The 24417-nt window shown below is 62.3% G+C and carries 17 protein-coding genes, 2 tRNA genes and 5 pseudogenes; 21 read left to right on the top strand and 3 right to left on the bottom strand.

All coding sequences use genetic code 11. The features are described from left to right. Positions 1-28: 28 nt before the first annotated feature. From Atro_RS20320 to Atro_RS20385, 14 genes and pseudogenes are all read left to right on the top strand, one after another. Positions 29-363: pseudogene (locus tag Atro_RS20320) on the top strand (type IV pilus assembly protein FimV); the annotation flags it as partial. Between the two features lie 27 nt (positions 364-390). Next, positions 391-2976: a FimV/HubP family polar landmark protein gene (locus tag Atro_RS20325; protein ID WP_497927720.1), complete on the top strand. Its 2586-nt coding sequence runs from the start codon at positions 391-393 to the stop codon at positions 2974-2976. A 3-nt stretch (positions 2977-2979) separates the two neighbouring features. After that, on the top strand, positions 2980-3846 hold the full coding sequence (gene truA / locus Atro_RS20330; protein WP_497925285.1) for a tRNA pseudouridine(38-40) synthase TruA: 867 nt from the start codon (positions 2980-2982) through the stop codon (positions 3844-3846). 74 nt (positions 3847-3920) lie between these two features. Continuing rightward, complete coding sequence (locus Atro_RS20335; protein ID WP_497925288.1) at positions 3921-4541, top strand: phosphoribosylanthranilate isomerase; 621 nt, start codon at positions 3921-3923, stop codon at positions 4539-4541. A gap of 339 nt (positions 4542-4880) precedes the next feature. Further along, positions 4881-5810, top strand: coding sequence for an acetyl-CoA carboxylase, carboxyltransferase subunit beta (accD, locus tag Atro_RS20340; RefSeq protein WP_497925290.1), 930 nt, complete (start codon positions 4881-4883; stop codon positions 5808-5810). After that, a pseudogene (folC, locus tag Atro_RS20345) lies at positions 5807-7090 on the top strand (bifunctional tetrahydrofolate synthase/dihydrofolate synthase); the annotation flags it as partial. The gene accD and the pseudogene folC, both read left to right, overlap by 4 nt. Positions 7091-7225: 135 nt before the next feature. Then, complete coding sequence (locus Atro_RS20350; RefSeq protein ID WP_497927721.1) at positions 7226-7714, top strand: SPOR domain-containing protein; 489 nt, start codon at positions 7226-7228, stop codon at positions 7712-7714. A gap of 136 nt (positions 7715-7850) precedes the next feature. Continuing rightward, positions 7851-8363 carry a CvpA family protein gene (locus Atro_RS20355; protein ID WP_497925292.1) on the top strand — a complete coding sequence of 171 codons (513 nt, stop codon included), beginning with the start codon at positions 7851-7853 and terminating at the stop codon, positions 8361-8363. 77 nt (positions 8364-8440) lie between these two features. Then, entirely contained in the window at positions 8441-9946 is a 1506-nt protein-coding gene (gene purF / locus Atro_RS20360) for an amidophosphoribosyltransferase (RefSeq protein ID WP_497925294.1), read from the top strand. A gap of 64 nt (positions 9947-10010) precedes the next feature. Continuing rightward, on the top strand, positions 10011-11222 hold the full coding sequence (locus Atro_RS20365) for an O-succinylhomoserine sulfhydrylase (protein ID WP_497925298.1): 1212 nt from the start codon (positions 10011-10013) through the stop codon (positions 11220-11222). Further along, positions 11219-12001, top strand: coding sequence for an SDR family oxidoreductase (locus Atro_RS20370; protein WP_497925301.1), 783 nt, complete (start codon positions 11219-11221; stop codon positions 11999-12001). The genes Atro_RS20365 and Atro_RS20370 overlap by 4 nt, the downstream gene beginning before the upstream one ends. A gap of 216 nt (positions 12002-12217) precedes the next feature. Continuing rightward, positions 12218-12293 (top strand) — tRNA-Val (locus Atro_RS20375). Positions 12294-12328: 35 nt separating this feature from the next. After that, positions 12329-12405 (top strand) — tRNA-Asp (locus Atro_RS20380). Positions 12406-12693: 288 nt separating this feature from the next. Then, complete coding sequence (locus tag Atro_RS20385; protein WP_497925302.1) at positions 12694-13452, top strand: IS5 family transposase; 759 nt, start codon at positions 12694-12696, stop codon at positions 13450-13452. Between the two features lie 29 nt (positions 13453-13481). Here Atro_RS20385 and Atro_RS20390 read toward each other — a convergent pair whose 3' ends face one another. Continuing rightward, positions 13482-14438: a hypothetical protein gene (locus Atro_RS20390; RefSeq protein WP_497925305.1), complete on the bottom strand. Its 957-nt coding sequence runs from the start codon at positions 14436-14438 to the stop codon at positions 13482-13484. Between the two features lie 256 nt (positions 14439-14694). On the opposite strand from Atro_RS20390, the gene Atro_RS20395 reads away from it, so the two are divergent. Both Atro_RS20395 and Atro_RS20400 read left to right on the top strand, forming a co-directional pair. Then, complete coding sequence (locus tag Atro_RS20395) at positions 14695-16008, top strand: chromosome partitioning protein ParA (RefSeq protein WP_497925306.1); 1314 nt, start codon at positions 14695-14697, stop codon at positions 16006-16008. Between the two features lie 49 nt (positions 16009-16057). Continuing rightward, positions 16058-16954: a 1-aminocyclopropane-1-carboxylate deaminase/D-cysteine desulfhydrase gene (locus tag Atro_RS20400; protein WP_497925308.1), complete on the top strand. Its 897-nt coding sequence runs from the start codon at positions 16058-16060 to the stop codon at positions 16952-16954. 10 nt (positions 16955-16964) lie between these two features. Here Atro_RS20400 and Atro_RS20405 read toward each other — a convergent pair. Further along, a pseudogene (locus tag Atro_RS20405) lies at positions 16965-17953 on the bottom strand (DUF1853 family protein). Positions 17954-17994: 41 nt separating this feature from the next. Between Atro_RS20405 and Atro_RS20410 the strand changes: the two are divergent. The 3 genes and pseudogenes from Atro_RS20410 to Atro_RS20420 all read left to right on the top strand — a co-directional run bounded on the left by Atro_RS20410 (position 17995) and on the right by Atro_RS20420 (position 20713). Beyond that, positions 17995-18881: pseudogene (locus tag Atro_RS20410) on the top strand (NAD(+) kinase). After that, positions 18881-19867 (top strand): metallophosphoesterase, encoded by a 987-nt coding sequence (locus tag Atro_RS20415; RefSeq protein ID WP_497925310.1) that lies wholly within the window; start codon positions 18881-18883, stop codon positions 19865-19867. Before Atro_RS20410 ends, Atro_RS20415 begins: the two are co-directional and overlap by 1 nt. Beyond that, positions 19851-20713: pseudogene (locus Atro_RS20420) on the top strand (rhomboid family intramembrane serine protease). The gene Atro_RS20415 and the pseudogene Atro_RS20420 overlap by 17 nt, the downstream one beginning before the upstream one ends. Positions 20714-20722: 9 nt before the next feature. On the opposite strand, the gene Atro_RS20425 reads toward Atro_RS20420, so the two are convergent. Then, positions 20723-21967 (bottom strand): OprD family outer membrane porin, encoded by a 1245-nt coding sequence (locus Atro_RS20425; protein WP_497925311.1) that lies wholly within the window; start codon positions 21965-21967, stop codon positions 20723-20725. Between the two features lie 311 nt (positions 21968-22278). Between Atro_RS20425 and Atro_RS20430 the strand changes: the two genes are divergently transcribed. Continuing rightward, positions 22279-22965: a thermostable hemolysin gene (locus Atro_RS20430; RefSeq protein ID WP_497925313.1), complete on the top strand. Its 687-nt coding sequence runs from the start codon at positions 22279-22281 to the stop codon at positions 22963-22965. After that, positions 22949-24409: an AMP-binding protein gene (locus tag Atro_RS20435; RefSeq protein ID WP_497925315.1), complete on the top strand. Its 1461-nt coding sequence runs from the start codon at positions 22949-22951 to the stop codon at positions 24407-24409. The genes Atro_RS20430 and Atro_RS20435 overlap by 17 nt, the downstream gene beginning before the upstream one ends. Positions 24410-24417: the final 8 nt, after the last annotated feature.

Raw genomic sequence — 24417 nt, forward strand, 5'->3', positions numbered from 1 at the left:
GCTCGGGAAATTACTCAAGGGATGCGTTATGGTTCGGGTTCGCAAACTGGCACTGGCAATCGCAGCGGCCTCGGCGCTGTCTTCGGGCGTAGCCCATGCATTGAGCCTTGGAGAGGTGACCCTGCGTTCCGCGCTAAATCAGCCGCTGGTTGCTGAAATCGAACTGCTGGAGGCGCGTGATATTGGTTCCGAAGAGCTCGTCCCGCTCTCGCTTCTCCTGAGGAGTTCAATAAGGCCGGAGTCGACCGCCAATATTTCCTGAGTGACCTGAAGTTTACGCCGATAATCAAGCCCAATGGCAAAAGTGTCATTCGAGTTACCTCAAGCAAGCCAGTACGTGAGCCTTATCTGAACTTCCTGGTGGAAGTTCTCTGGCCCAGTGGGCGGCTGTTGCGTGAGTACACGCTATTACTCGATCCGCCGTTGTATTCGTCCCAGACGGCTATGTCTGCCACGCAGAGGCCTCTGGCCGAGCAGCAGACCGGTGCCGTTCCGCGTGCCCCGGCTGCCACTGCAATACCGCCCGCCCCTGCACCCTCCCGTCCGGCGAAGCCCAGCACGCAGCCGGCCGCCAAGGAATACAAGACCACGGCCAACGATACGCTGTGGAAGGTTGCCGAGCGCGTGCGGACCTCGGGCACTGTCCATCAGACTATGTTGGCGATTCAAGATCTGAATCCGCAGGCCTTCTTGGATGGCAACATCAACCGCTTGGTCAGGGGGCAGGTACTGCGCTTGCCTGACGAAGAGCAAATTCGCCGTCGTTCGAAAAGCCAGGCACTGGCCGAGGTCGCCGCGCAGAACGCCGCTTGGCGTGGGCGCCGTGCCCAACCTGCTGTCGCTGCGACCAGGCAACTGGATGCGACTCATCGCGCTGAGCCCGATGCCGCACCAGCGCGCGTGGAAACTGGCGATAGCCTGCGCTTGGTTGCTGCTGACAATGGTAAAGCTGTCGTCGGCAGCGACAAGGGAGCCGATGGCAAGGCTTCCGCCGAAAAGTTGGCGCTGGCGAAGGAAAATCTCGATACGACTCAGCGCGAGAACGCTGAGCTCAAAAGCCGCATGGACGATTTGCAGAGCCAACTGGACAAGTTGCAGCGCCTGATCACACTAAAGGATGAGCAGCTTGCTAAGCTGCAAGCAAACTTGGCGCAGCCGGAGCAGTCCATCGAGGCAACTGCTAAGCCGGCGGCAGCTCAGCCGTCAACGGCTACCCCGCCGGTGGCTGCGAGTGTCACTCCTGCTCCAGCTTCGGTGGGAGCAACGGTTCCCAGTGTGGGGGGGAGCATTCCGGCTGCTCCATCAACCGCCGCACCGGCCGCTCAATCTGGAGGTACTGCTTCCATTCAGCCTGCGGTTGTAGTGGAAACTCCGGCACCGCCGGCAACTCAGCCAGTTGCCGCTGTGCCGGCCACTCAGCCCGAAGTTACCGTTCCCGTTCAGCCTGCAGCTGTATCGGAAATCCCTGCATCGTCGGCAGCCGAGTCGGTTGCTGCTGTGCCGGCGGCACAGTCGATCCCAACGCCCCAACCCCAGCCGGAACCGGCCAAGCCTGTGGCACCGAAGCCCGTACGTTCTGTCACTGCGGCAGAGCAGCCAATCGGGCTGGTAGACTCGATCTTGGACAGTCCTTTGCTGCTTCCGTCACTGGGCGGCGGCGCAGCGGCAGCGCTATTGCTGGGCTTGCTGGTGGCCCGTCGGCGCGCTGCGAAGAAGACAGATCTTGTCGAGAATGATGAAGACGAGGTGGTAATGGCCGACACGCGGCTAGACACCGGCTTGTCCAGAATGGCCGTCGAGTCTCCGCTGCTGGAAGATGCGCCCAAGGTCGGACAGGCGCGGGATGTGTTGGACGAGGCCGAAGACCATATCGCTTATGGCCGTTTCAATGAGGCTGCTGCGTTATTGGAGGTTGCCTGCGGCGCTCAGCCCAAGCGCAGCGATCTACGTCTCAAGCTGATGGAGGCTTATGCCGAGCTTGGCGATCGTGAGGGTTTCGCTCGCCAAGAAAAGCTATTACGCGAGAGCGCTGGTGCGCAGCCTCAGGTCGATCACTTGAAGATGAAATATCCTTCCATGGCAGGTTTTGCAATCGCTGCCTTGGCAGGCACTGGCCTGGCTGCCGGGTTAGCTGCTCCTGAAGAGGAGGAAGCCCCGCCCACGCCGGCACACGAATCCGAGTCTGGCGTCCCCGTCTTTGCTGCCGATATCAATCTGAGTTTGGATGACTTGGAGGCCGAGCTGGAAAGAGATCTCCAGGGGGCTGGCCAGGGGAATGCCTCTCTGAGTTTGGACGACTTGACGCTTGATGAAGCACTGCAGTCAGCCCCCCCTGGGGCCAAATCTTTGGCCGAAGACTTCTCCTTTGACTTGGAGCTTCCCGAAGAGGTTTCTGGTCCTAAGTTGGAGAAGGATCTGAAGGAACTCACCTTGGATCTGGAGATGCCGGTCGGCCTGGACGCTTTTGAAGACAAGGATTTTCTCGGTCTTGGCTCGGAGTCCCTCGATGCGTCTGCCGCCGCGCTGGCCAAGACCACTGTTTCGGAGGATGCACTGTTGGAGGATGGATTGTTCGACAGCTTTGATCTGGCTGCGGAGAGTTCTTTCTCTGATGATGCTGATCTGGCTGCTCCGACGTTTGAGTTGCCAGTTGCTGACAAGATACAGGAGGCAGCCCCGGGCCTCATGGCTCAACTGGACGATCTGGATGTCGAATTGGAACAGTTGGCTGCAGGCTTGGGCGAGCCGAATGGTGCAACGCAGCCGGTAGCGCATTCGCTTGGCGAACTGGTGGAGGGCGAGGACTTCGACTTTCTGGCCGATGCAGACGAGATCGCCACCAAGCTGGATCTGGCTCGTGCCTATATCGACATGGGGGATACCGAGGGTGCCCGGGATATTCTTGATGAGGTCCTGCAGGAAGGAAGCGAAACCCAGCGACAGGAAGCGCATGAAATATCCGCTCGCCTAGTCTGATCAATGCCTGAAAAAATCCTACCGAGTGCGGCAGCCGAAGTGGCTGCCGCTGGCTTTTGCAGGGTGGCCTTGGGAGTCGAGTACCGGGGCTCCCGCTACCATGGCTTCCAGCGCCAGAATCCCAGGGTGGCCTCGATACAGGCGGCGCTTGAGTCGGCCTTGTCCAAGGTTGCCGGTGGCGCTCCGCTGAGCGTGGTATGTGCTGGGCGTACTGATGCACTGGTGCATGCCAGTGGCCAGGTTGTGCATTTTGACACCTCGATCGAGCGCAGCATGCATGCTTGGACCATGGGGGCCAACATGAACCTGCCACCAGATATCAGCGTCACCTGGGCCAAGAAAATGCCGGAGCATTTCCATGCGCGCTTCAGTGCAATGGCTCGGCGTTATCGGTATGTCATCTATAATGATCCGATACGCCCGGCACACATGGCTGAGGAAGTCACTTGGAACCACCGGCCGCTTGACATAGAGCGCATGCGCTTGGCCGCCCAGGTGTTGATCGGCTGCCATGATTTCAGCGCCTTTCGCGCCAGCCAGTGCCAAGCTAAGTCGCCGATCAAGACGGTTCATCATCTGCAATTGCTCCAGTATGGTCGCTTGATCGTGCTGGACATTCGTGCCAATGCCTTTCTGCATCACATGGTGCGTAATATTGCTGGTGTATTAATGACCGTGGGTGCAGGTGAGCGGTCTGTCGAATGGGTGCAGGAAGTACTGGATAGCCGCCAGCGGCGTAAGGGTGGGGTGACGGCACATCCCTACGGCCTGTATCTGGTGCAGGTCGACTATCCGGATGAGTTTGAGCTACCGCAGCGCTATTTGGGGCCTCACTTTCTTTCCGGTCTCTCGGACTGCCGGCAAGCTTGATTGGCTTTCGGGGCGGACTTGCAGCAGTTACTCCTTTTGTTACCATTTGGAATCCTTCCTAGGGTGTAAACAAATTGGCAGCCGTTCGCAGCAAAATCTGTGGAATTACCCGAATCGAGGATGCCCTCGTGGCAGCCGAGGCAGGCGCCGATGCCATTGGTCTGGTGTTCTATCCCAAAAGCCCACGGGCAGTGACGCTGCAGCAGGCGCAGGCGATCCTTGCTGCCCTGCCGCCATTCATGACTACGGTCGGGCTGTTCGTCAATGCCGATCGTGGTGAGATTGGCGAGATCCTTGATGCGCTACCTCTGGATCTTTTGCAGTTTCACGGTGATGAGACGCCAGCCGACTGCGATGGCCATCGCCGCCCTTACATCAAGGCGCTGAGGGTCCGTCCGGACGAAGATATCGCCACGCGCTGTCTCGAATATCGTAATGCCAGTGGGATTCTATTGGATACCTATGTTCCAGGCATGCCGGGAGGAACCGGAGAGGCCTTCGACTGGTCACTGGTTCCGCGACTCCTGCCTAAGCCAGTGATCCTGGCCGGTGGTCTGACCACGCAGAATGTTCGTGCCGCAATTGCCCAGGTTGCCCCTTATGCGGTGGATGTCAGTGGTGGTGTCGAGGTGGGCAGGGGCGTGAAAGATGCCGAGAAGATTCGTGCCTTCATCCGCGAGGTACGGGCTGCTTGAATGGGGGCGGAAAGCAAAGCGCTCCCGGTCCGGGGCTATGGGCAAGGCAGTTAGTTGGGTTGCCATGTGACGGCAAACTTTTCACTGCCGTCCATTAGCGAGTCGCTGATGGCGTGAGATTGACTTCCGCTGCGCATCGGCTCTGCTGTTCATGACGGCGTCATCTGGTGTCCGTCGTTCAAGTAGCCGCTAGCTGGTATGGCAGTGGATTCGACCCGGTGCTGGATCACTGGGAAGAGCTCCGCCAGCTGGTGGATATATTCATGAATTCGCTCAAAAACAGGCATGGGGCCATGAGACGACATGTGTCGGGTCCCCAAGCTGCGGAGAACATCAAGCATGAGCAACTGGTTGGTAGACAAGCTGATCCCCTCGATTATGCGTTCTGAGGTGAAGAAAAGCTCGGTTCCCGAAGGCCTCTGGCACAAGTGTCCGTCCTGCGATGCGGTGCTGTACAAACCTGAGCTGGAAAAGACCTTGGAGGTCTGCCCCAAATGTGATCACCACATGCGCATCGGTGCGCGCACTCGGCTGAATATTTTTCTCGATACTGAGGGACGTGAGGAGATCGGTGTAGAACTGGAGCCGGTGGATCGGCTGAAGTTCCGCGACAGCAAGAAGTACAAGGATCGTCTTGCTGCAGCGCAAAAACAGACCAACGAGAAGGATGCGCTGATTTCCATGAGTGGCACCCTGCAGGGCATGCCAGTGGTCGCTTGTGCCTTCGAGTTCTCCTTCATGGGCGGATCCATGGGCGCCATCGTTGGCGAGCGTTTCGTGCAGGCGGCCAATGTGGCTCTTGAACAGCGTTGTCCTTTCATCTGTTTCGCTGCGTCCGGCGGGGCGCGCATGCAGGAGGCGCTGATTTCGCTGATGCAGATGGCCAAGACTTCTGCGGTCCTGGCGCGTTTGCGCGAGGAGGGTATTCCATTTATTTCGGTGTTGACCGATCCCGTCTACGGTGGCGTTTCCGCTAGCCTAGCCATGCTAGGCGATGTGATTGTCGCCGAACCCCAGGCGCTGATTGGCTTTGCCGGCCCGCGGGTGATCGAGCAGACCGTGCGCGAGAAATTGCCCGAGGGGTTTCAGCGCAGTGAGTTCTTGCTGGAGCACGGTGCCATCGACCTGATCATTCCCCGCCAGGAGTTGCGTTCGCGTCTGGCTCGTCTGCTCGCCCAATTGACGCACTGGTCCACTTCCAGCGCGGCAACCGCCGAAGCAGCCATGGAAACGGCTACCGATATAGCCATAGATACTGCCACGGCATGACTGGCCGCAGCCTTGCCGACTGGCTCGCGTATCTTGAGCGACTGCATCCCACTGCCATCGACATGGGCTTGGAGCGCTCGCGCGAGGTGGCGCGCCGGCTGGGGCTCGGGCGGCCGGCGGCACGAGTGGTGACGGTCACCGGGACTAATGGCAAGGGCTCCACTTGTGCTTTCCTCGCTTCGTTGATAGGCGTGCAGGGGCTGAGGGTCGGCCTCTACAGCTCTCCCCACTTGCTGCGCTACAACGAGCGAGTGCGCATCGATGGCCGCGAGGCTGACGATACCGAGTTGTGTCGAGCCTTTGCCGCTGTGGAGGCAGCACGTGGTGAAATCTCTCTGACTTATTTCGAGATGGGTACCCTTGCAGCGTTCTGGTTGTTCGCGCAGGCCAGGTTAGACGCCGTCGTGTTGGAGGTGGGGCTCGGTGGACGTCTGGATGCGGTCAATCTGATCGATGCCGATGTGGCAGTAGTCACCAGCATCGCTTTGGATCATGCCGAATGGCTGGGCAATACTCGTGACTCGGTGGCTTTCGAGAAGGCTGGAATCTTTCGCTCCGGGCGGGCGGCTGTCTGCGGCGAGCCGGATCCGCCGGCAACTCTGCTCGAGCAGGCTGCGTTGCTGGGGGTCCCTTTCTACAGGCGTGGTCCCGATTATGAGTTGACACTCAGGGGCGATACCTGGGACTGGCGCGGCTGCAGCGCGGCAGATGGTAAGCTTGAGCTGCGGGGATTGCCACGGATTGAGTTGCCGTTGGAAAGTGCGGCGCTGGCGTTGCAAGTTTATGCCTTGCTCGACCTGCCTTGGCAGGCCGGGCAGATTGCACAGGCATTGAGCGCCACCTACCTAAGCGGGCGTCTCGAACGGCGCCAGGTTCGCTGGCGGAACAAGCAGCTGTCCTTCCTGCTGGATGTCGGGCACAACCCTCATGCCGCTACTTATCTGGCACGATACCTTTCCGCACGGCCGTCCACAGGGCAGCGTCTGGCAGTATTCGGCCTGCTCGCCGACAAGGATCTCTCCGGTGTGCTGGAGCCTATGTTACCGCAAGTTCGGCACTGGGCAGTGGCTTCACTTCCGAGTTCGCGCAGTCTCTCTGCTCAAGAGCTTGCGGATGCTTTGCAGCAGCGTGGGGCGCCGGTTGCCGCTTGTGCCAGTATCGCCGAGGCATTGCAGATACAATGCCAGCGAGCCGCCGAGTGTGATGAAATCTTAGTGTTCGGCTCTTTTTATTGTGTTGCCGAGGCGCTGGAATGGTTGAGTCGGCAGGAGGAGAAAGGGATGGCCTGGCTGGATAAGAGGCTCAAGCAGCGGATGATCGGCGCCCTAGTGCTGCTGGCACTGGCGGTGATCTTCCTGCCCATGCTGTTTACTCGTGAGGATGAGGTGCGGCAGGTGGTGGTCGAGGCGCCGCCCATGCCGAAGGCTCCGCTTGTGCCGCCTGCTGAGGTGGAGCCGGTTGCGGTTCCGGAGCCGGTGATTCTGCCCGAGGAGTCACAGCCTTCCACAGCGGTTGCCAGTACATCGGTTGCTGCCGCATCGACGACTGTTCCACCCGTCCCGGCAGCTTCTGCCAGTGCTCCGATCAAGACCCTGGCGGCTAATCCAACTCCGCCACCACTACAGGGTAAGGCGGCCGAGGTCAGTCGCCTGGATGCCAACAGCCTGCCAGCCAGTTGGTCGATCCAGTTGGCCAGCCTGTCCAATAGTGCCAATGCTCAAGCTCTGCAGAGGACTTTGCGCAGCCAAGGCTACAACGCTTACATCCGTCATGTGGATGGGATGAATCGGGTTTACGTCGGCCCAGTTATCGAGCGGGGTGAGGCCAATCGCCTGCGTGATCAACTCAAGCGCCAGCACAATCTTGGTGGCTTTGTCGTGCGTTTTCAGCCTGAGCGTGGTTGATCAGCCAACTTCACTGGCCGCGTCGCAGGACTTTGGGCGGCAGCCATGTCTGGGCCCGGCTGATGGGCTCAGGTTCTTACTCGGACAGGAGGGGCTCTGCTAGAATGCAGCGCCTTTTCCATTCATGGGTTGAACCGTGGCATTCACCTGGGTCGATTGGGCGATCATCGTGATCGTCGCCGTTTCCAGCTTGATCAGCTTGACGCGAGGTTTCGTTAAGGAAGCCCTGTCGCTGGTCACCTGGATAATCGCCGGCGTCATCGCCTGGATGTTTGGCGGGGCACTCTCGCAGCATCTGGTCGGCTACATCGCCACTCCCTCGCTCCAGGTCATTGCCGCTTGCGCGATTCTCTTCGTGGCGACCTTGCTGGTCGGTGCCTTGGTCAACTTCCTCATCGGCGAACTGGTACGCGTTACCGGCCTGTCTGGTACGGACCGTGTGCTTGGCATGGTTTTCGGTGCCGCTCGGGGAGGGCTGCTGGTGGTGCTGCTGGTCGGCCTGCTCAGTCTGGCTCCGGTGCAGCAAGATGCCTGGTGGCAACAGTCAATCCTGCTACCGCATTTCCTGATAGTCGCCGACTGGTCGAAAAACCTTATCCTCGGGTTGTCCAACCAGTGGTTTGCCAGCGGGATAAGCGTGCCGCGCTGAGCCTCCGAAAGACAGATGGGGCCGCCCTCGGGCTGGCGCCCGGAATTAGCCTGAACTACTAGCAGGGGTTGCGTCACATGTGTGGCATCGTCGGTATTGTCGGTAAGTCCAACGTCAATCAAGCGCTGTATGACGCGCTTACCGTCCTTCAGCATCGCGGCCAGGACGCTGCCGGTATCGTCACCTGCCATGAGGGCCGGTTGTTCCTGCGCAAGGACAATGGCCTGGTTCGCGACGTATTTCAACAGCGGCACATGCAGCGTCTGGTCGGCCACATGGGTATTGGCCATGTGCGCTACCCCACGGCCGGCAGCTCTAGCTCGGCCGAGGCTCAGCCGTTCTATGTCAACTCTCCCTACGGGATCACCCTGGCACACAACGGCAACCTGACCAATGTCGATCAACTGTCCCGGGAGATCTACGAGTCCGATCTGCGCCATGTAAACACCAGTTCCGACTCCGAGGTACTGCTCAATGTTTTTGCCCATGAGCTGGCCGTGCGTGGCAAGCTGCAGCCAACCGAAGAGGATGTGTTTGCTGCGGTTTCCGGGGTGCATCGCCGTTGCCGGGGCGGCTACGCCGTGGTGGCAATGATTACCGGCTATGGCATCGTTGGTTTCCGCGACCCCAATGCGATTCGCCCGATCGTTTTCGGCCAGCGTCAGACCGACGAAGGTGTTGAGTACATGATCGCCTCGGAAAGCGTCGCCCTCGATGTGCTTGGCTTCAGCCTGATCCGCGACCTTGCGCCAGGCGAGGCGGTCTACATCACTGAACACGGCAAGCTGTTCACTCGCCAGTGCGCGGAAAGCCCGAAGTATTCGCCGTGCATCTTCGAGCATGTCTACCTGGCGCGCTCCGACTCCTTCATGGACGGCGTCTCGATCTACAAGGCGCGGCTGCGGATGGGCGAGAAGCTGGCCGAGAAGATCCTCCGTGACTGCCCCGAGCACGATATCGACGTAATCATTCCGATTCCCGACACCAGCCGTACCGCAGCGCTGGAGTTGGCCAACCACCTGGGGGTGAAGTTTCGCGAGGGCTTCGTCAAGAACCGCTACATCGGTCGTACCTTCATCATGCCGGGACAGGCGGCGCGCAAGAAGTCTGTGCGCCAAAAGCTCAACGCTATCGACCTTGAGTTTCGCGGCAAAAACGTCATGCTGGTGGACGACTCCATCGTGCGTGGCACCACCTGCAAGCAGATCATTCAGATGGCCCGCGAAGCCGGTGCCAAGAAGGTCTATTTCTGCTCGGCGGCGCCAGCGGTGCGTTACCCCAACGTCTATGGCATCGACATGCCCAGCGCCCACGAACTGATCGCTCATGGCCGCAGCACTGAGGAAGTGGCCGAACTGATCGGCGCCGACTGGTTGGTTTACCAGGATCTGCCCGATCTGATCGATGCGGTAGGTGGCGGCAAGGTGAAGATTGACAACTTCGATTGTGCCGTCTTCGACGGCAAGTACGTTACCGGCGATATCGACGAGACTTATCTGGAGCGCATCGAGAAAGCCCGCAATGATGCTAGCAAGGCCCGCAACAATGCGGTCAGTGCGATCATCGATCTGTACAACAACTGAGCGGCAAGCGAGCAGGCTTGGGGCTCCGAGCGGCAACGGCCGCTCTCATGCGAGAGGAAAGGATATGACGATCGAGTGGGATGCCGGGCGGCTGGACAGCGACCTGGAGAGGGCCGGCTTCGATACTCTGGCCGTGCGTGCCGGCCAGCACCGTACTCCCGAGGGTGAGCACGGCGAGGCCCTGTTCATGACCTCCAGCTACGTGTTCCGCAGCGCCGCCGATGCGGCTGCCCGTTTTGCCGGCGAGCAGCCCGGCAACGTCTATTCCCGCTATACCAACCCTACGGTGCGCACCTTCGAGGAACGCATCGCGGCGTTGGAAGGCGCCGAGCAGGCGGTTGCCGTGGCGTCCGGCATGGGCGCCATCCTGGCCATGGTGATGAGCCTGTGCAGCGCCGGTGACCATGTGCTGGTATCGCGCAGCGTATTCGGCTCGACCATCAGCCTGTTCGACAAGTACTTCAAGCGCTTCGGCATCGAAGTCGACTATCCGCCGCTGGCCGACCTGGACGCCTGGGCCGCGGCCTGCAAGTCGAACACCAAGCTGTTCATCGTCGAGTCGCCGTCCAATCCGCTGGCCGAGCTGGTCGACATCGCTGCCCTGGCCGAGATCGCTCACAGCAATGGTGCATTGCTGGCGGTGGACAACTGTTTCTGCACGCCGGTGCTGCAAAAGCCGCTGACCCTGGGTGCCGATATCGTCATTCATTCAGCAACCAAATACATCGACGGTCAGGGGCGTTGCCTCGGTGGTGTGGTGGCTGGCAGCGCCAAGCTGATGCAGGAGGTGGTCGGCTTCCTGCGCACCGCCGGTCCCACTCTCAGCCCGTTCAATGCCTGGCTGTTCCTCAAGGGCCTGGAAACTCTCAAGGTGCGGATGTTGGCTCACTGCGCCAGCGCTCAGGCTTTGGCCGAGTGGTTGGAGCAGCAGCCACAAGTGGCCAAGGTCTACTACGCCGGCCTACCCAGTCACCCGCAGCATGAGTTGGCCAAGCGCCAGCAGAGCGGTTTCGGCGCGGTAGTGAGCTTTGAGGTCAAGGGTGACAAGGCGGTCGCCTGGCGGGTCATCGACAATACCCGCATGATTTCTATCACCACCAATCTAGGCGATACCAAGACGACCATTGCCCATCCGGCTACCACCTCCCATGGTCGCCTGACTCCGGAGGCACGAGCCGCAGCCGGGATTAGCGACAGTCTGATTCGCGTGGCGATCGGGTTAGAGGCGATAGAGGATATCAAGGCCGACCTGGCCCGAGGATTAGCCGCATTGTGATTGATTTGAGCGTGGAGGCCAGCAAGCCGCAGAGCAACGGCAAGGTTGCCCTGGTCACGGGGGCGGTGCGCGGCATCGGGCTGGGCATCTCGGCCTGGCTGATTGCCGAGGGCTGGCAGGTGGTTCTGGCCGACATAGACCGCAAGCGAGGCTCCGCAGTGGCCAAGACATTGGGTAGCAATGCCTGGTTTGTCGGCATGGACGTCGCTCAGGAAAGTCAGGTGGCGATGGGGGTGGCCGAGGTGCTCGGCCAATTTGGCCGTCTCGATGCATTAGTCTGCAATGCCGCTATTGCCGATCCTCATAATCCACCGCTCGATGAGCTGAAACTCAATCACTGGAATCAGGTGCTGGGAGTGAACCTGACCGGCCCGCTGCTGCTGGCCAAGCACTGCTCGGCATATCTGCAGGCGCATCGCGGCGCCATGGTCAACATTGCTTCGACCCGGGCGCACCAGTCCGAGCCGAACTCCGAGGCTTACGCGGCCAGCAAGGGAGGGCTGCTTGGGCTCACCCACGCGTTGGCGATCAGTCTCGGACCCGATGTCCGGGTGAATGCCGTCAGTCCCGGCTGGATCGATTCGCGCAGCCCAAGCGAGCGTCAACAAGCACCGCTGTCCGCGCAGAGTCATGCCCAGCATCCTGCCGGTCGTGTAGGGACGGTCGAGGATGTCGCTGCCTTGGTCGCCTGGCTATTGTCGGATCGGGCCGGCTTCGTTACCGGCCAAGAATTCATTATCGATGGCGGTATGACGCGTAAAATGATCTATTTGGACTGATTGCTCGGTCAGTCAGGACTTCTTTCGTCTCGGAAGAGGTGTGCCCTGTTTTAGTGCTGTTGCGGAGCGTCTTGTGCCATGGTGTATCTTTCCTTCGCCATGATATGAGCGTGGCTGCCTTATAGTTCTTGATTCGTCCTTGCGAAGAAAAAACCAGGCAGGCTGTTGACTTAGCGCGGATTCGTGGGTAAATTGCGCGCCACCTCGCAAGGCGATGGCTGATTAGCTCAGCTGGGAGAGCACCTGCATCACACGCAGGGGGTCGGCGGTTCGATCCCGTCATCAGCCACCAAAGCTTGCGAAAATGGGCGAAAGCCCAGCCGACATGCAGCGGTAGTTCAGTCGGTTAGAATACCGGCCTGTCACGCCGGGGGTCGCGGGTTCGAGTCCCGTCCGCTGCGCCACATACGAAGCCTCCAGATAGAGATATCTGGAGGCTTTTTTATTGAACTTGTTTTTTAATTCAACGGTCATCTGATTTGTCTAGGCTTTTTGGCATGGACTTTGTTTATTGTCTTTCCAAATAACCAGCCGATCAGGAGCGATTTCCTATGGATGACTATCAAGAAGAACTTCTCGAATTCCATGCTGCCGAGCGGGATCCGGCAGAGCCGGCCGAAGACGCCACTGAAATGTAAGTGCTCGCCTAGGTTCTGTTGACGCAAGCCCAGTGCTAAAACTGGGCTTTTGCCATGACTGACAGAAGCCGTCTGAGCGATACCGACGGGTCCCGTATCCAAAGTCTGCTGAGCGCCACGAAGGGGATCCGGCTGACCCGCACTCTCGGCTGTCGCCGCTTTGTCGAGGCGGTGCTCTGGATACTACGCAGCGGCGCTCAATGGCGGATGCTGCCTCGTTGCCTCGGCTCCTGGAACAGCGTTTTCAAACGCTTCACCCGCTGGTGCCGGCTCGGCATCTGGGACCGGCTTCACTCGGTACTGGCTCGGGACGCCGACCTTCAGCGCGTCTGCATCGGCAGCTCCGTCGTGCGTGCCCATGCCTGTGCAGCCGGGGCGGCCAGCAGTACTGCGGCCCAGGAGGCACTGGGGCGTTCGCGAGGAGGCTTCAGCAGCAAGATCCATGTGTTGACCGATGCGCTGGGGTTACCGATTCGCTTCATCCTGACGGAAGGCCAAGCGGCCGATATCAGCCAGGCGATCCCACTCATGGCGGGGATCGCCACGTCGGCACTGCTGGCCGACAAGGGCTATGACGCCAACCCGCTTCTGGCCTGGCTGAAGGAGCGCCAGATCCAGGCCGTCATTCCCGCCAGGCGGAACCGCATCGAGCAACGCTCCTGCGACTGGCATCTCTACAAGGAGCGGCACGTGATCGAGTGCCTGTTCGGCAAGCTGAAGCACTACCGGCGGATCACCACTCGCTATGAGAAGAGGGCCAGCCATTTCAAGGGAATGCTGGCTTTTGCGGCTGTTTTGCTATGGCTGCGCTGATACGTCAACAGAACCTAGCATGCCAAGATTTACTGCTCTTTCGTAGGTAGCGCTACGAAGGGCGTCAAAGCAATCGGAATGTTCAGCAACTGGGTACCGGAGGTCGCTTTTCCTTGAGCGGCAGTCGCTACTCCGCAGCAGTGCGTTAGGTCCTCGAGTGGCCACAGGCGGCCCCGCAGGGCCAGCTCTACTCCAGTCTGCATGCTGGCTTCTTCTATCACGCTAGGGGGCTGGCATCCTCGGCGCCTGACCAGGAGCTTCATCCTGTCTGTGTGAACTTCTTGCAGTGTGGCCGGCACATCAGCCTTTGTCGGGCAGGCTTGTACATAAAGCGGGCCGAGCAGGTTGCCGTCTGGACCGAAAACCGGAGCTACGTGATAAAGGTGGCCCTTGCCAGTGTGCAGCTTGCCGTTCTCCGCGTGTGGTTCAGGCAGGAGTAGGGAGCCTGCCAGCAGGGTAATACGGTATTCCCGAGCCAGAGAGCTAAACAGCTGCTGGTAGTCGCTGGCCGTCCTTTCCGCCTTCATGCGTAGCAGGGTTTCCCCCATTCCGGGGAAGCCCTCGCTCTGCAGCCAGGTCCAGGCCAAGCGATGTGGGTTGTCCAGAATCAGCCATGCCTGCGCTTCGGAAAGGCTTCGAGCGCTATAGAACTCGCTCCTTTCTCCGCCGAGCAACAGCCAAGTTCCGATCTGATCGGGTAGGACGACCACGGTGTGTTCGTTGAGCAGTCTTCTGCCACGTGCTCTGTCCAGTGTGGCGGCGAGCTTCAAGCGCAGATGCTTTGGGCTTCGGTAGTCGCTGGGAAAAAGTTCGGGGCGAATGATCAGCAGATTGGCCTTGATCTCTGCCGTGTTCTCTTCGTGGACAAGCATGCTGCGCAGGTCAGCCAGGTAATGTCCGGTCGAGCGTGGAGCGCTCCAGTTTGCATAAGTGCCAAGGAGAGTCGCGAAGAGTAGCAGGGCCGGAATGGACTGGAGTCTGCGCATGGGCCGGATGACAGCGAGAAAGTCTGCTCAGGGTAGGGAGAGGCACCAGGAATGCCAAGCTGGCACTGGCGTTTGCGGAATTGGGAGGGTGGCCTTATGTCAAAAAGCTACTATTTGGTGCTTCACAGTTTCGCCCTGCGCTCGCCGGGTGTAGGCGTCGCTCCGAGTGAGTGCCGATTGCTTCACGTTGCCGTCGGGCCTCTTTTACCTAGACTTGGCTGGCCTTGTGGAGCAGCCGGCCCGACAGGCTGAAGCCATGAATCAGGAAAACACGATAAAGGATCAAGCCGTGCAGAAAAAACTGAAAATGGTTGAGGCCGTGATGTTCTTCAATGAGCATGGGGTGTGCCGGGAGATGCTTTTACCGGAGTTCGAGGCCGTGCTCGATGGTGTGGTTGGTCTGCCGGATCTGGCTGATCAGCAGGTCCGTCTTGCTTATTTGCTGATTTCTCCAAGACTTGAGGTGCGGGCTGCTGTCTTCTTTTATCTGGATTTCGACGAAGACGGCGCCGCCGATCCCGGCTGGAATATCCCTTTAAGGCAACTGTCCGAGCGGGCTGAGCCGGGGCCTGATCTCGGAGTAGGACCGATCCGTCTGGTCTGCCGCAGCCAATGTCCAGTGCCTTGGCATCAGATGCATCTGTGGGACCCCGATTCCCGGGCTTTGCTTTCGCTGCGTGATGCAGCCAAACGCAACCAGCTTGGTCTGCTCAGTGAAGAGGATGGCGTAGCCTCTGCTGGCAGACTGTTGCCAGCAGGTGGCGGCCAAGGGGCGTCCGATGCCGCGGTTCCGTCCGGCAAGGGCTGGAGTGACGAGCAACGCCAGAAAACTGCCCGCCTGATCAAGCGACAGCGCCTGCATATCCGCGATTTGAACCGCTATCACGAGGAGACGCTGGGAAAATTGAAGCAAGCTGCCGAGCGTCAAGCCAGGGGCCTGCGCGACGAGATCCAGCAGTTACGTGCACAGCTGCATCAGCCGCAGGCGCTGAAGGCCTGCCTTGAAGCGCAATCCGAGTCCTTGGCACGGGCAGAGGCCGAGGTGGCCCGCTTGCTGGATTTCCAGGCACGTGAGCGTGGTGTGCAGGCGGATGAGCAGCTACGCCTCCAGCAGGTACTGCAGGGACGAGTAGGCGATCTCGAAGCTGAGCTGGCCGCTTGTGCAGAGCGCGAAAGGCAGAGGCAGGAGGAAATTCTCAGGTTGAGGAACGAACAGGCGCAGTTGGCGGCCCAGGGGGTCGAGCAGGTGCTCGTGAAGCTAACCAGTCTGGGCCTGACCTTCGTGGTTTATCATCCTGGCGCGGGCCACCTGACCATTCCATTGCAGGACATCGCCCGCTATCAGGAGAATCCCATGGCCTACGCGGCAGCCAAGTGCTCGGTCAGCGAAGAGCGGTATCGCCAGTGGCTGAACCACTTCCAGCAGCCGCTCTGTGAGGCTGAGCTGTCCGGAGGCAGGCGTTGCGCCCTGCCGATCGACCGGATCGACAGCCCCCAGCGGTTCGTTGCCGGCGAATCCAACTGCTGCTCTCGGCACAAGTCGGACAGCCGCTTGCGCTACGCCAATTGACTCCGTGCTGAATATCCACTGGTCGCCGCAGGCGCCACTGCAACCCCTGATGCTCGACTGGCTGGCCGCCGCCGGTGTCGAAGTGGCCGTGCTGCGGCTCGACTTGATCGATCCGCTGATTTCCGGCAACAAGTGGTACAAGCTGGCGCCCCACCTGGCGAGGGCTGGGCACCAGGGAGCGGCAGGACTGATCAGCCTGGGTGGTTCCCATTCCAATCATCTGCATGCGCTGGCGGCGGCAGGGCAGCGTTTTGCCTTCCCTACGGTCGGGCTGCTGCGTGGCGAACCCTGCGAAACGCCGACCGTCCGCGATCTACAGGCTTACGGCATGCGTCTGCACTGGCTCGGTTACGGTGGTTATCGGGCACGTCACCGCGCGGGCTTCTGGGATATCTGGCGCGAGCGCTATCCCCATCTGTATCCGGTGCCCGAAGGTGGTGGCGGCCTGACCGGCGCGCAGGGCTGCAAGGTGTTGCAGGACATGCTGCAATCCCGGTTGGAAGCGCTCGACTGGCCCGACTATCACGGCTGGTGGTTGGCTGCTGGTACGGGGACCACATTGGCCGGTCTGGTCCTTGCCGAGGCCGGTGCACACCCTGTGCATGGCGCTCTGGCGGTACCGGCGAGTCATGGTGTGGCGCAACAGGTCCGGACGATTCTCGCCGAGGCCGGCGTGACCGATGCCGGCTATCGCCTGCTGGACGCCAGCCGTGGCGGCTTTGCCCGGCTCGACACGGCACTGGCGCGTTTCATCCTCGATAGCGAACAGGAAGGAGGGATTCCTCTGGATCCTGTCTATACCGGCAAGGCCCTGTTGGCACTGCGCGAGCAGGTCGCGTGCGGCGGTATTCCCCGCGGTAGTCGGCTGGTTTTCGTGCACACTGGTGGGCTGCAGGGGCGACGGGGGTTGGCCGAGCGTCTGCAGGCACTGAACGCCTGCGGCTGACGTTGTTGGATTAGCATGGGGCTGGCCAGCTGTCGTCGACTAGAAATACCCGTTCTGCCTCGATCCATTCGCCAGCTTTGTTCGGTATCAGCCGGGTCAGCAGGTAGGCTGGCATGGCAGACCCCAGGCCCGCGTACCAGGTTTGCAGTGTTTCCCGGGGCCAGAGATCAGCGGTTGCGACGCGGGCCGGGGCCAGCCAGGCGTGGTGGGGCAGGGGCTGCCAGTGCTCTGTGGGAGCGCTGGCCAGAAAGTTAGGCCAGTCGCGTTGCACCAGCCAGCGACCGTGAAGGTGCGCCGGATTGGCGCCGGCAGGGGGCGGGCAGCCGTCCGGCCAGGGATAGAACAGATAGCCGCCGAGCCAGCAACTGGCCTGTAGGTCGTCGATCCCGAGTCGATCCAGTATGGCTCGTGCCGGCGGGCTGCTCGATAGCGGTAGCTGATGCCGGTCGAGGCGTTCCAGCTTGAGATCGAGCCGGTCGCGGCGGCCGGGACCGATCCAGTGAGCCGGATGGCGGTTCGGAGCGGCGGCCGGACCTAGATAGAGCTTGACCGCCAGCTCCAAGTGATGCGTCCCTTCGGCATCCAGCAACAGCAGGTCCAGCTCGCCCAGGGTACGGCTTTCCTGGCGGATCGGCAGGTTGGCGGCGAGTAGGCGGATCCCCGGTGCCTGGTTCAGGGCGAACTGCCAGAGTCGCTCGTAGTAGAGGCCCAGGCGGCGCGTCGGCTGTCGTGCCAGCCAGGCGTCCAGCGGCGCGCTGCAGGCGTCCAGCGCCTGCAGCCAATCGGCCAGGCCACCCGGGTTGCGCGCCCAGCCGCTGGCTGTCAGCGGATGACGCTGCGGCCAGGAGGTGGCGGCGAGCAGGGGGGCGACAGCAGAGTCCAGGCGAGATCGCGCACCTGCGGCTGGCGTAGGCATGCAGGAAGGTCGGCAAGGCCGCCGAAAGGCCCTGTTTCCCCCCCTGTGGAGGTGGTTTGCCGCTCTGCCTGGCTTTCCCGCATAATCGCCTCTTGCCTGTAATCGTAGCCCCCGCAGGAGCCCCATGGAGCACTTTCGCAATATTGGCATCATCGGTCGCCTGGGCAGCACCCAGGTGGTGGAGACTATCCGCCGACTGAAGAGGTTTCTTCTCGACCGACACCTGCACGTGATTCTTGACGAGGGGATTGCCGAACTCCTGCCAGGGCATGGTCTGCAGGTGTCTTCACGCAAGCAGCTGGGCGAAATCTGCGACATGGTCGTCGTCGTCGGCGGCGACGGCAGCATGCTCGGCGCGGCGCGTGCCCTGGCCCGCTACAAGGTGCCGGTACTCGGCATCAACCGCGGCAGCCTGGGGTTTCTCACCGACATCCGACCCGACGAGCTGGAAGCCCGGGTCGCCGAGGTGCTCGACGGCCAGTACACCGTGGAGAGCCGCTTCCTGCTGGAGACCCAGGTGCGCCGCAAGCTGGAGCCGATCGGCCAGGGCGATGCGCTGAACGACGTGGTACTGCATCCGGGCAAGTCGACGCGGATGATCGAGTTCGAGTTGTACATCGACGGCCAGTTCGTCTGCAGCCAGAAATCCGACGGCCTGATCGTCTCCACGCCGACCGGCTCCACTGCCTACGCCCTGTCGGCCGGCGGGCCGATCATGCATCCCAAGCTGGATGCCATCGTCATCGTCCCCATGTATCCGCACACCCTGTCGAGCCGACCGATCGTGGTCGCCGGCAACAGCGAACTGAAGATCGTGGTCTCGCCGAAAATGGACATCTATCCCCAGGTCTCCTGCGACGGGCAGAACCATTTCACCTGCTCGCCCGGCGACATCGTCACCATCAGCAAGAAGCCGCAGCGGCTGCAGCTGATCCATCCGCTGGACCACAACTACTACGAAGTGTGCCGCACCAAGTTGGGCTGGGCAGCCGTCTGGGCGGTGGCAGTTGATGCTCGTCGATCCGCTGCGCAGCTACGACCTGATCGGTGACGTGCATGGCTGCGGTCATAGCCTGGAGGCCCTGCTCGAGCGTCTCGGCTATCGGCGTCAGGGCGGCGTATGGCGTCATCCGTGGCGGATGGCACTGTTCGTCGGCGACATCGTCGATCGCGGCCCGCGTATCCGCGAGGCCCTGCACCTGGTGCACGACATGGTCGAGGCGGGCCAGGCGCTGTGCGTCATGGGCAACCACGAATACAACCTGCTGGGCTGGTCCACCGAGGCGCCGCCCGAAAGCGGCCAGCAATACGTGCGCGAGCATACCGCGCGCAACGAGCACCTGATCCATGAGACCCTCACGCAGTTCGCCAATCATCCGGGCGACTGGCGGGCCTTTCTCGACTGGTTTTACGAGCTGCCGCTGTTCGTCGATGCCGGCCGTTTCCGGGTCGTGCACGCCTGCTGGGACAGCAGCCTGATTGAACCGCTGCGCCGGCAGTACCCGGATGGGCGGGTCGACGAGCCCTTCCTGAAGGCTTCCGCCCTGCCCGACACCTTCGCCCACCAGGTTTTCGAGCGTCTGCTGCGTGGCATCAACATGCGCCTGCCCCACGGCATGACGCTGACCGGGCGGGACGGTCTCGTCCGCGAGACCTTCCGTACCAAGTTCTGGGCAGACGAGCCGCAGACCTACGGCGACATCGTCTTCCAGCCCGATGCCTTGCCCGAGCCTGTCGCGCAGATGCCGATCTCCCACGCGCACCGGGCGGAATTGCCCTTTTACGACGCCGACCAGCCGCCGCTGTTCGTCGGCCACTACTGGCGCCGCGGGCAGCCTTCGCTGATCCGTCCCAATCTGGCCTGTCTCGACTACAGCGCGGTGATGTTCGGCAAGCTGGTAGCCTATCGGCTGGATCAGGAAACCCGGCTCGATCCCGGCAAGTTCGCCTGGGTGGAGGTGGAGCGCCCGGAGGCTCCCCATGAACACAGCGATTGAGGCCCTGCGCCTGCCGCTGGGAACGGATCTCAGCGGTTTCGTCGCCTTGTTGCGGCGTCTGGGCGTACCCCACCGGGTCAGCGAGGAGGGTGGCGAGCAGGTGCTCTGGGTTCCCGATTCCCGCCTGGTCCGGGAGGTGGGCCTGCTCTATGCGCGTTTTCCCGAAGGCGATCCGCAGGAAGCGTTGCCGGTGCCGCCGCGCCGCAGTACTGCCGGCTTCTTCCGCCAGTTATGCCATAGCCCGCTGACTTCCCTGATGCTGCTGGCCACCTTGCTGGTGGCGGCCCTGACCCTGCTCGGGAGAACCTCGCCGCCGTCGGCTGGCTGACCTTCCAGGAGTTCCACATCCAGGGCGACTACCTGTATTTCGTTCCCCTGGCGGAAAGCTTGGCGGCCGGGCAGTGGTGGCGCCTGTTGACGCCGATGCTGATCCACTTCGGCTGGCTGCACCTGGCGATGAACGCGCTCTGGTACTGGGAGCTGGGGCGGCGCATCGAGGGTCGCCAGGGCGCGCTGATGCTGCTGCTCCTGACCCTGCTGTTCGGCCTGGCCTCCAACGCTGCGCAGTATTGGTTCGGCGGCCCGGCGCTGTTCGGCGGCCTGTCCGGAGTGCTCTACGGACTGCTCGGTCACTGCTGGATCTTCCACCGGCTCGCGCCCGACGCGGCCTATCGCCTGCCGCCGGGCGTGGTGGTGATGATGCTGGTCTGGCTGCTGGTCTGCCTGTCCGGTCTGGTCAGCGCTCTGGGTCTGGGCGCCATCGCCAATGCCGCGCATGTCGCCGGCCTGGCCGCCGGTTGCCTGACCGGCGCCATCGGCGGCGCCTGGGCGCGCCGCACACGCTGAGTCCGGAGTTCAGGGCAGGTCGAGCGGGTATTCGACGAACAGCCAGATTTCCTCGAGGTCCTGGCTCAGGTCGCGGCTGGCCCGGTAGATCGAGCCGTACAGGTTGATCGACAGGTCCTTGGCCGCGCCCTCCGGCACCACGTACTGGATCTGGTTGTAGAACTCCCGCTCGCTCGCCGTGCCGTCCTGGCCGGTGTCGACCTTATAGCCGCGTACGTAGGCGGTCTTCCAGGTCAAGCCCGGCACTCCATGGTCGGCGAAGTCCAGCTCGTAACTGAGCTGCCAGGAGCGCTCGTCCTTGCGGTTGAAGTCGGAGTAGAAGGCGTTGGCCAGGTAGTTGGCGTCTCCGCCGTCGCCGAAGTCGAAATCGTAGCCGTGGGTGACCGGCTGGCCGTCGTCGTCAAGATTTTCGAAGCCGCCGATGGAGCGCTGCCAGGCGAGGATGACGGCATGGGATCCCCAGTGGTAGGTGGCCATCAGGCTCCAGATCCGGTTGTCCTCGTCCTTGCCGGTCTGGGTGTAGTCCCGATCGTAGCGGGTTCGGTAGAAGTCGAAATCGAGCTCCACGGAGCGCTCCTCGGCGAGGGACAGCCGCCAGGCGACATTGACGTAGCGCTTCCTGGCCACCGCCTCGATGTCGGAGAAGTACAGGGCGGCGCTCAGCTGATCGCTGAAGGCATAGCTGCCGCCGATGAGCTCGATGGAGTCCAGTTCCCGTCCCGGCACCTCCCAGCCGCTGTGGTTGTTATCGTTCTGAGCCGTGAAGCGTCCGGCGTTCAGGGTCAGACCCTCGATCTCCTCGCTGGTGAGCAGGACGCCGCGAAAGGTCTGCGGCAGCAGGCGGGAGCTATCGTAGGACAGCACCGGCAGGGCGGGGAGTTGATCGCCGTATTTCACCAGCGTGTTGGAGAGATGCAGCTTGAGGGCGATGCCGATCTCGCCCAAGTCTTCTTCGGTATCGCCGTCGCTATCGGTGGGAAAATAGGCGATGTCGCCGTCGTCGCGACTCTTGCCGGTGTCGAGCCGGGCGGCGAAAAGGCCGTAGGCATCCAGACCGACGCCGAGGGGGCCCTGGTTGAAGCCGGAGTCGAAGGTGGCGATGAAGGCCTGGGCCCAGCGCGACTGATCGCGCACGCCGTCCCGATTGTTGCGATAGACGTATCCGTTGCGCAGCATCAGGCGCGCAGTGGCGTCTTCGGCGAATCCCTTCGCCTCGGCCTGCGGATCGGCCACGGCTTGCCGGGCGGGTGTCATGGCCAGGCTTAGGGCAAGCACACTCCATCTGATCGGTGCATGTATCGACATGGCTAGTCTCGCTTTGCCTGCCGGCGCTGTGGCGCGTCGGCAGAGGCCGGGATTCGAGGGCGCTGCAAGCCATCTTTACGCCAGATATCTGGCGCGTAGTTTCGAATCAGACGCATTCAGCTTAGTGATTGCATACCAGCCCGGACGCGGAGATGACGAACGGCAAGACGCCTGTTCGGCAGTCGGCTCAATGGCTTAAGCCTTTGTTAAGGGTGGGGGCACAAGAATGCCCTCAATCCCCCCACCCCGAGGTCTGCAAGATGGAGCTGTCATGGGAACAGCACGAACCGCTGGCGCTGATCGGCCGCCAGCGACCGCTGAGCGTGCACCTGGTCAAGCCATATCCGGACGCGATCAGGCGCCACGCGCTGGAGGCCTTCATCCATGCCCGTTTCGCCGACTACTACGCGGCACGCATCCATCACTTCATGCCTTGCCTGCTGGGCTTCGAGGACGCGGACGGCAAGGTGCAGGCGGCCGCCGGGCTGCGTCCCGCCAGCGGCAGCGAGGGGCTGTTTCTCGAGCGCTATCTGGATGAGCCCATCGAACGCGTCGTCAGCGAGCGCACGGGGCTGCCGGTGGCACGCCAGGAGATCGTCGAGGTGGGCAACTTCGCCGCCCAGGGGCCCGGCGGCGCACGGCTGCTGATCACTGCACTGACCGACCTGGTGGGGGTACAGGGCTTTCGCTGGGTGGTCTTCACCGGGACGGCGATGCTGCTCAACAGCTTCCAGCGCCTGAATCTGCCGCTGGTCGAACTGGGCCCGGCGGACCCGGCCCGCATGGGCGCGGATCTGGCCGACTGGGGCCGCTACTACGACACCCATCCCCAGGTCATGGCGGCGAACGTGGCCGAAACCCACAAGCGCCTGCAGGCCTCCGGCATCTATCAGCGTCTCGGCTATCGGCCGCTGTATCAGGAGATCGCCGATGTCGCTTGCGGTTGAATCCTTCTGGCAAATCCTGGCGGCCCATGGCGAGCGGCCGGCATTGCAGGAGGGCGAGCGGCGGCTGAGTTACCGCCAACTGCTCGACGAGATCGAGATGCGCGGCGGATATCTGCGCCGGATCGGCGCCCGGCGCCTGTCGCTGGAGCTGGACAACGGCATCGAATGGGTGCTGTGGGACTTGGCGGCATTGCGCGCTGGCGTCGTCTGCATCCCCCTGCCGGGATTCTTCTCCGCCGATCAGCAGCGCCATGTGCTGGACAGCGCGGGTGTCGATACGTTGATCGCCGTCGATGCTTCCCGATACGCGCAACAGGGTTTCGAACCGCTGGCCGAGCAGCTCGCGCAGCGTCGCCCACCAGCGTCCGCCGAGCTGCCGGTGGGCACCGCGAAGATCACCTACACCTCCGGCACCACCGGCCAGCCGAAAGGCGTCTGTCTCGACGCCGGCCTGCAGCTTCGCGTGGCGACCAGCATCTGGCAGGCCTGCGGGCCGAGCGGCATCGAGCGTCACCTGTGCGTGCTGCCGCTGGCGGTCCTGCTCGAGAACGTCGCCGGTCTCTATGCGCTGCTGCTCGGCGGCGCGCTGGTCGAGCTGGCGCCGCTGGCTCAGGTGGGCCTCGAAGGGGCCAGCCGCTTCGATCTGCCGCGCTTTCTCGGCACGCTGCAGCGCTGCCGGCCGAACAGCCTGATCCTCCTGCCGCAACTACTGCTGGCCTGGGTGACGGCTCTGGAGGGCGGCCAGCCGCTGCCCGACTCCCTGCGTTTCGTCGCGGTCGGCGGCGGGCGGGTTGCGCCGCAATTGCTGGAGCGCGCCGAGGCTCTCGGCCTGCCGGTGTTCGAGGGCTACGGGCTGTCCGAGTGCGCCTCGGTGGTCTGCCTGAATACCCCCGGACAGCGCCGTATCGGTAGCGTCGGTCGGCCCCTGCCGCATCTGCAGGTGCGCCTGGCCGACGATGGCGAGGTGCTGGTCCGCGGCGCGCGGATGCTCGGCTACCTGGGCGAGCCGGCGCCGGCCGGCGACTGGCTGGGCACCGGCGACCTCGGTCATTTCGAGGGCGATTTCCTGGTCCTGCACGGGCGCAAGAAGCACCAGTTCGTCACCGCCTTCGGGCGCAACGTCAATCCGGAGTGGGTCGAGGCCGAGCTGGTACAGCAGCTGCCGATCGCCCAGGCCTGGCTGCACGGCGAGGCCAGCGCGGCCAACGTGGCAGTGTTGCAGCCGCGCTCGGCCGGGATCGACGACGAGGCGCTGGCGCAGGCCGTGGCGCGGGTCAACGCCGGCCTGCCGGACTATGCCCGCGTCCACCACTGGCTGCGTGCCGAACAGCCGTTCAGCGTCGCCAACGGCCTGGCCACCGCCAACGGCCGGCTGCGCCGGGCGGCGCTGTTCCAGCATTACCGGGCGGCCATCGAGCGTGTGCTGGCCGCTCCCATTTCCTGAAGGAGACA

This window comes from Azotobacter tropicalis (assembly GCF_059739045.1).

Coding starts and splice junctions, on each gene's coding strand:
- Atro_RS20400 (WP_497925308.1), top strand. CDS start 16,058: ATGCTCGACTGGCTGGCCGCCGCCGGTGTCGAAGTGGCCGTGCTGCGG.
- Atro_RS20430 (WP_497925313.1), top strand. CDS start 22,279: ATGGAGCTGTCATGGGAACAGCACGAACCGCTGGCGCTGATCGGCCGC.
- Atro_RS20395 (WP_497925306.1), top strand. CDS start 14,695: ATGAATCAGGAAAACACGATAAAGGATCAAGCCGTGCAGAAAAAACTG.
- Atro_RS20415 (WP_497925310.1), top strand. CDS start 18,881: ATGCTCGTCGATCCGCTGCGCAGCTACGACCTGATCGGTGACGTGCAT.
- truA (WP_497925285.1), top strand. CDS start 2,980: ATGCCTGAAAAAATCCTACCGAGTGCGGCAGCCGAAGTGGCTGCCGCT.
- accD (WP_497925290.1), top strand. CDS start 4,881: ATGAGCAACTGGTTGGTAGACAAGCTGATCCCCTCGATTATGCGTTCT.
- Atro_RS20435 (WP_497925315.1), top strand. CDS start 22,949: ATGTCGCTTGCGGTTGAATCCTTCTGGCAAATCCTGGCGGCCCATGGC.
- Atro_RS20390 (WP_497925305.1), bottom strand. CDS start 14,438: ATGCGCAGACTCCAGTCCATTCCGGCCCTGCTACTCTTCGCGACTCTC.
- Atro_RS20425 (WP_497925311.1), bottom strand. CDS start 21,967: ATGACACCCGCCCGGCAAGCCGTGGCCGATCCGCAGGCCGAGGCGAAG.
- Atro_RS20385 (WP_497925302.1), top strand. CDS start 12,694: ATGACTGACAGAAGCCGTCTGAGCGATACCGACGGGTCCCGTATCCAA.
- Atro_RS20365 (WP_497925298.1), top strand. CDS start 10,011: ATGACGATCGAGTGGGATGCCGGGCGGCTGGACAGCGACCTGGAGAGG.
- purF (WP_497925294.1), top strand. CDS start 8,441: ATGTGTGGCATCGTCGGTATTGTCGGTAAGTCCAACGTCAATCAAGCG.
- Atro_RS20350 (WP_497927721.1), top strand. CDS start 7,226: ATGCCGAAGGCTCCGCTTGTGCCGCCTGCTGAGGTGGAGCCGGTTGCG.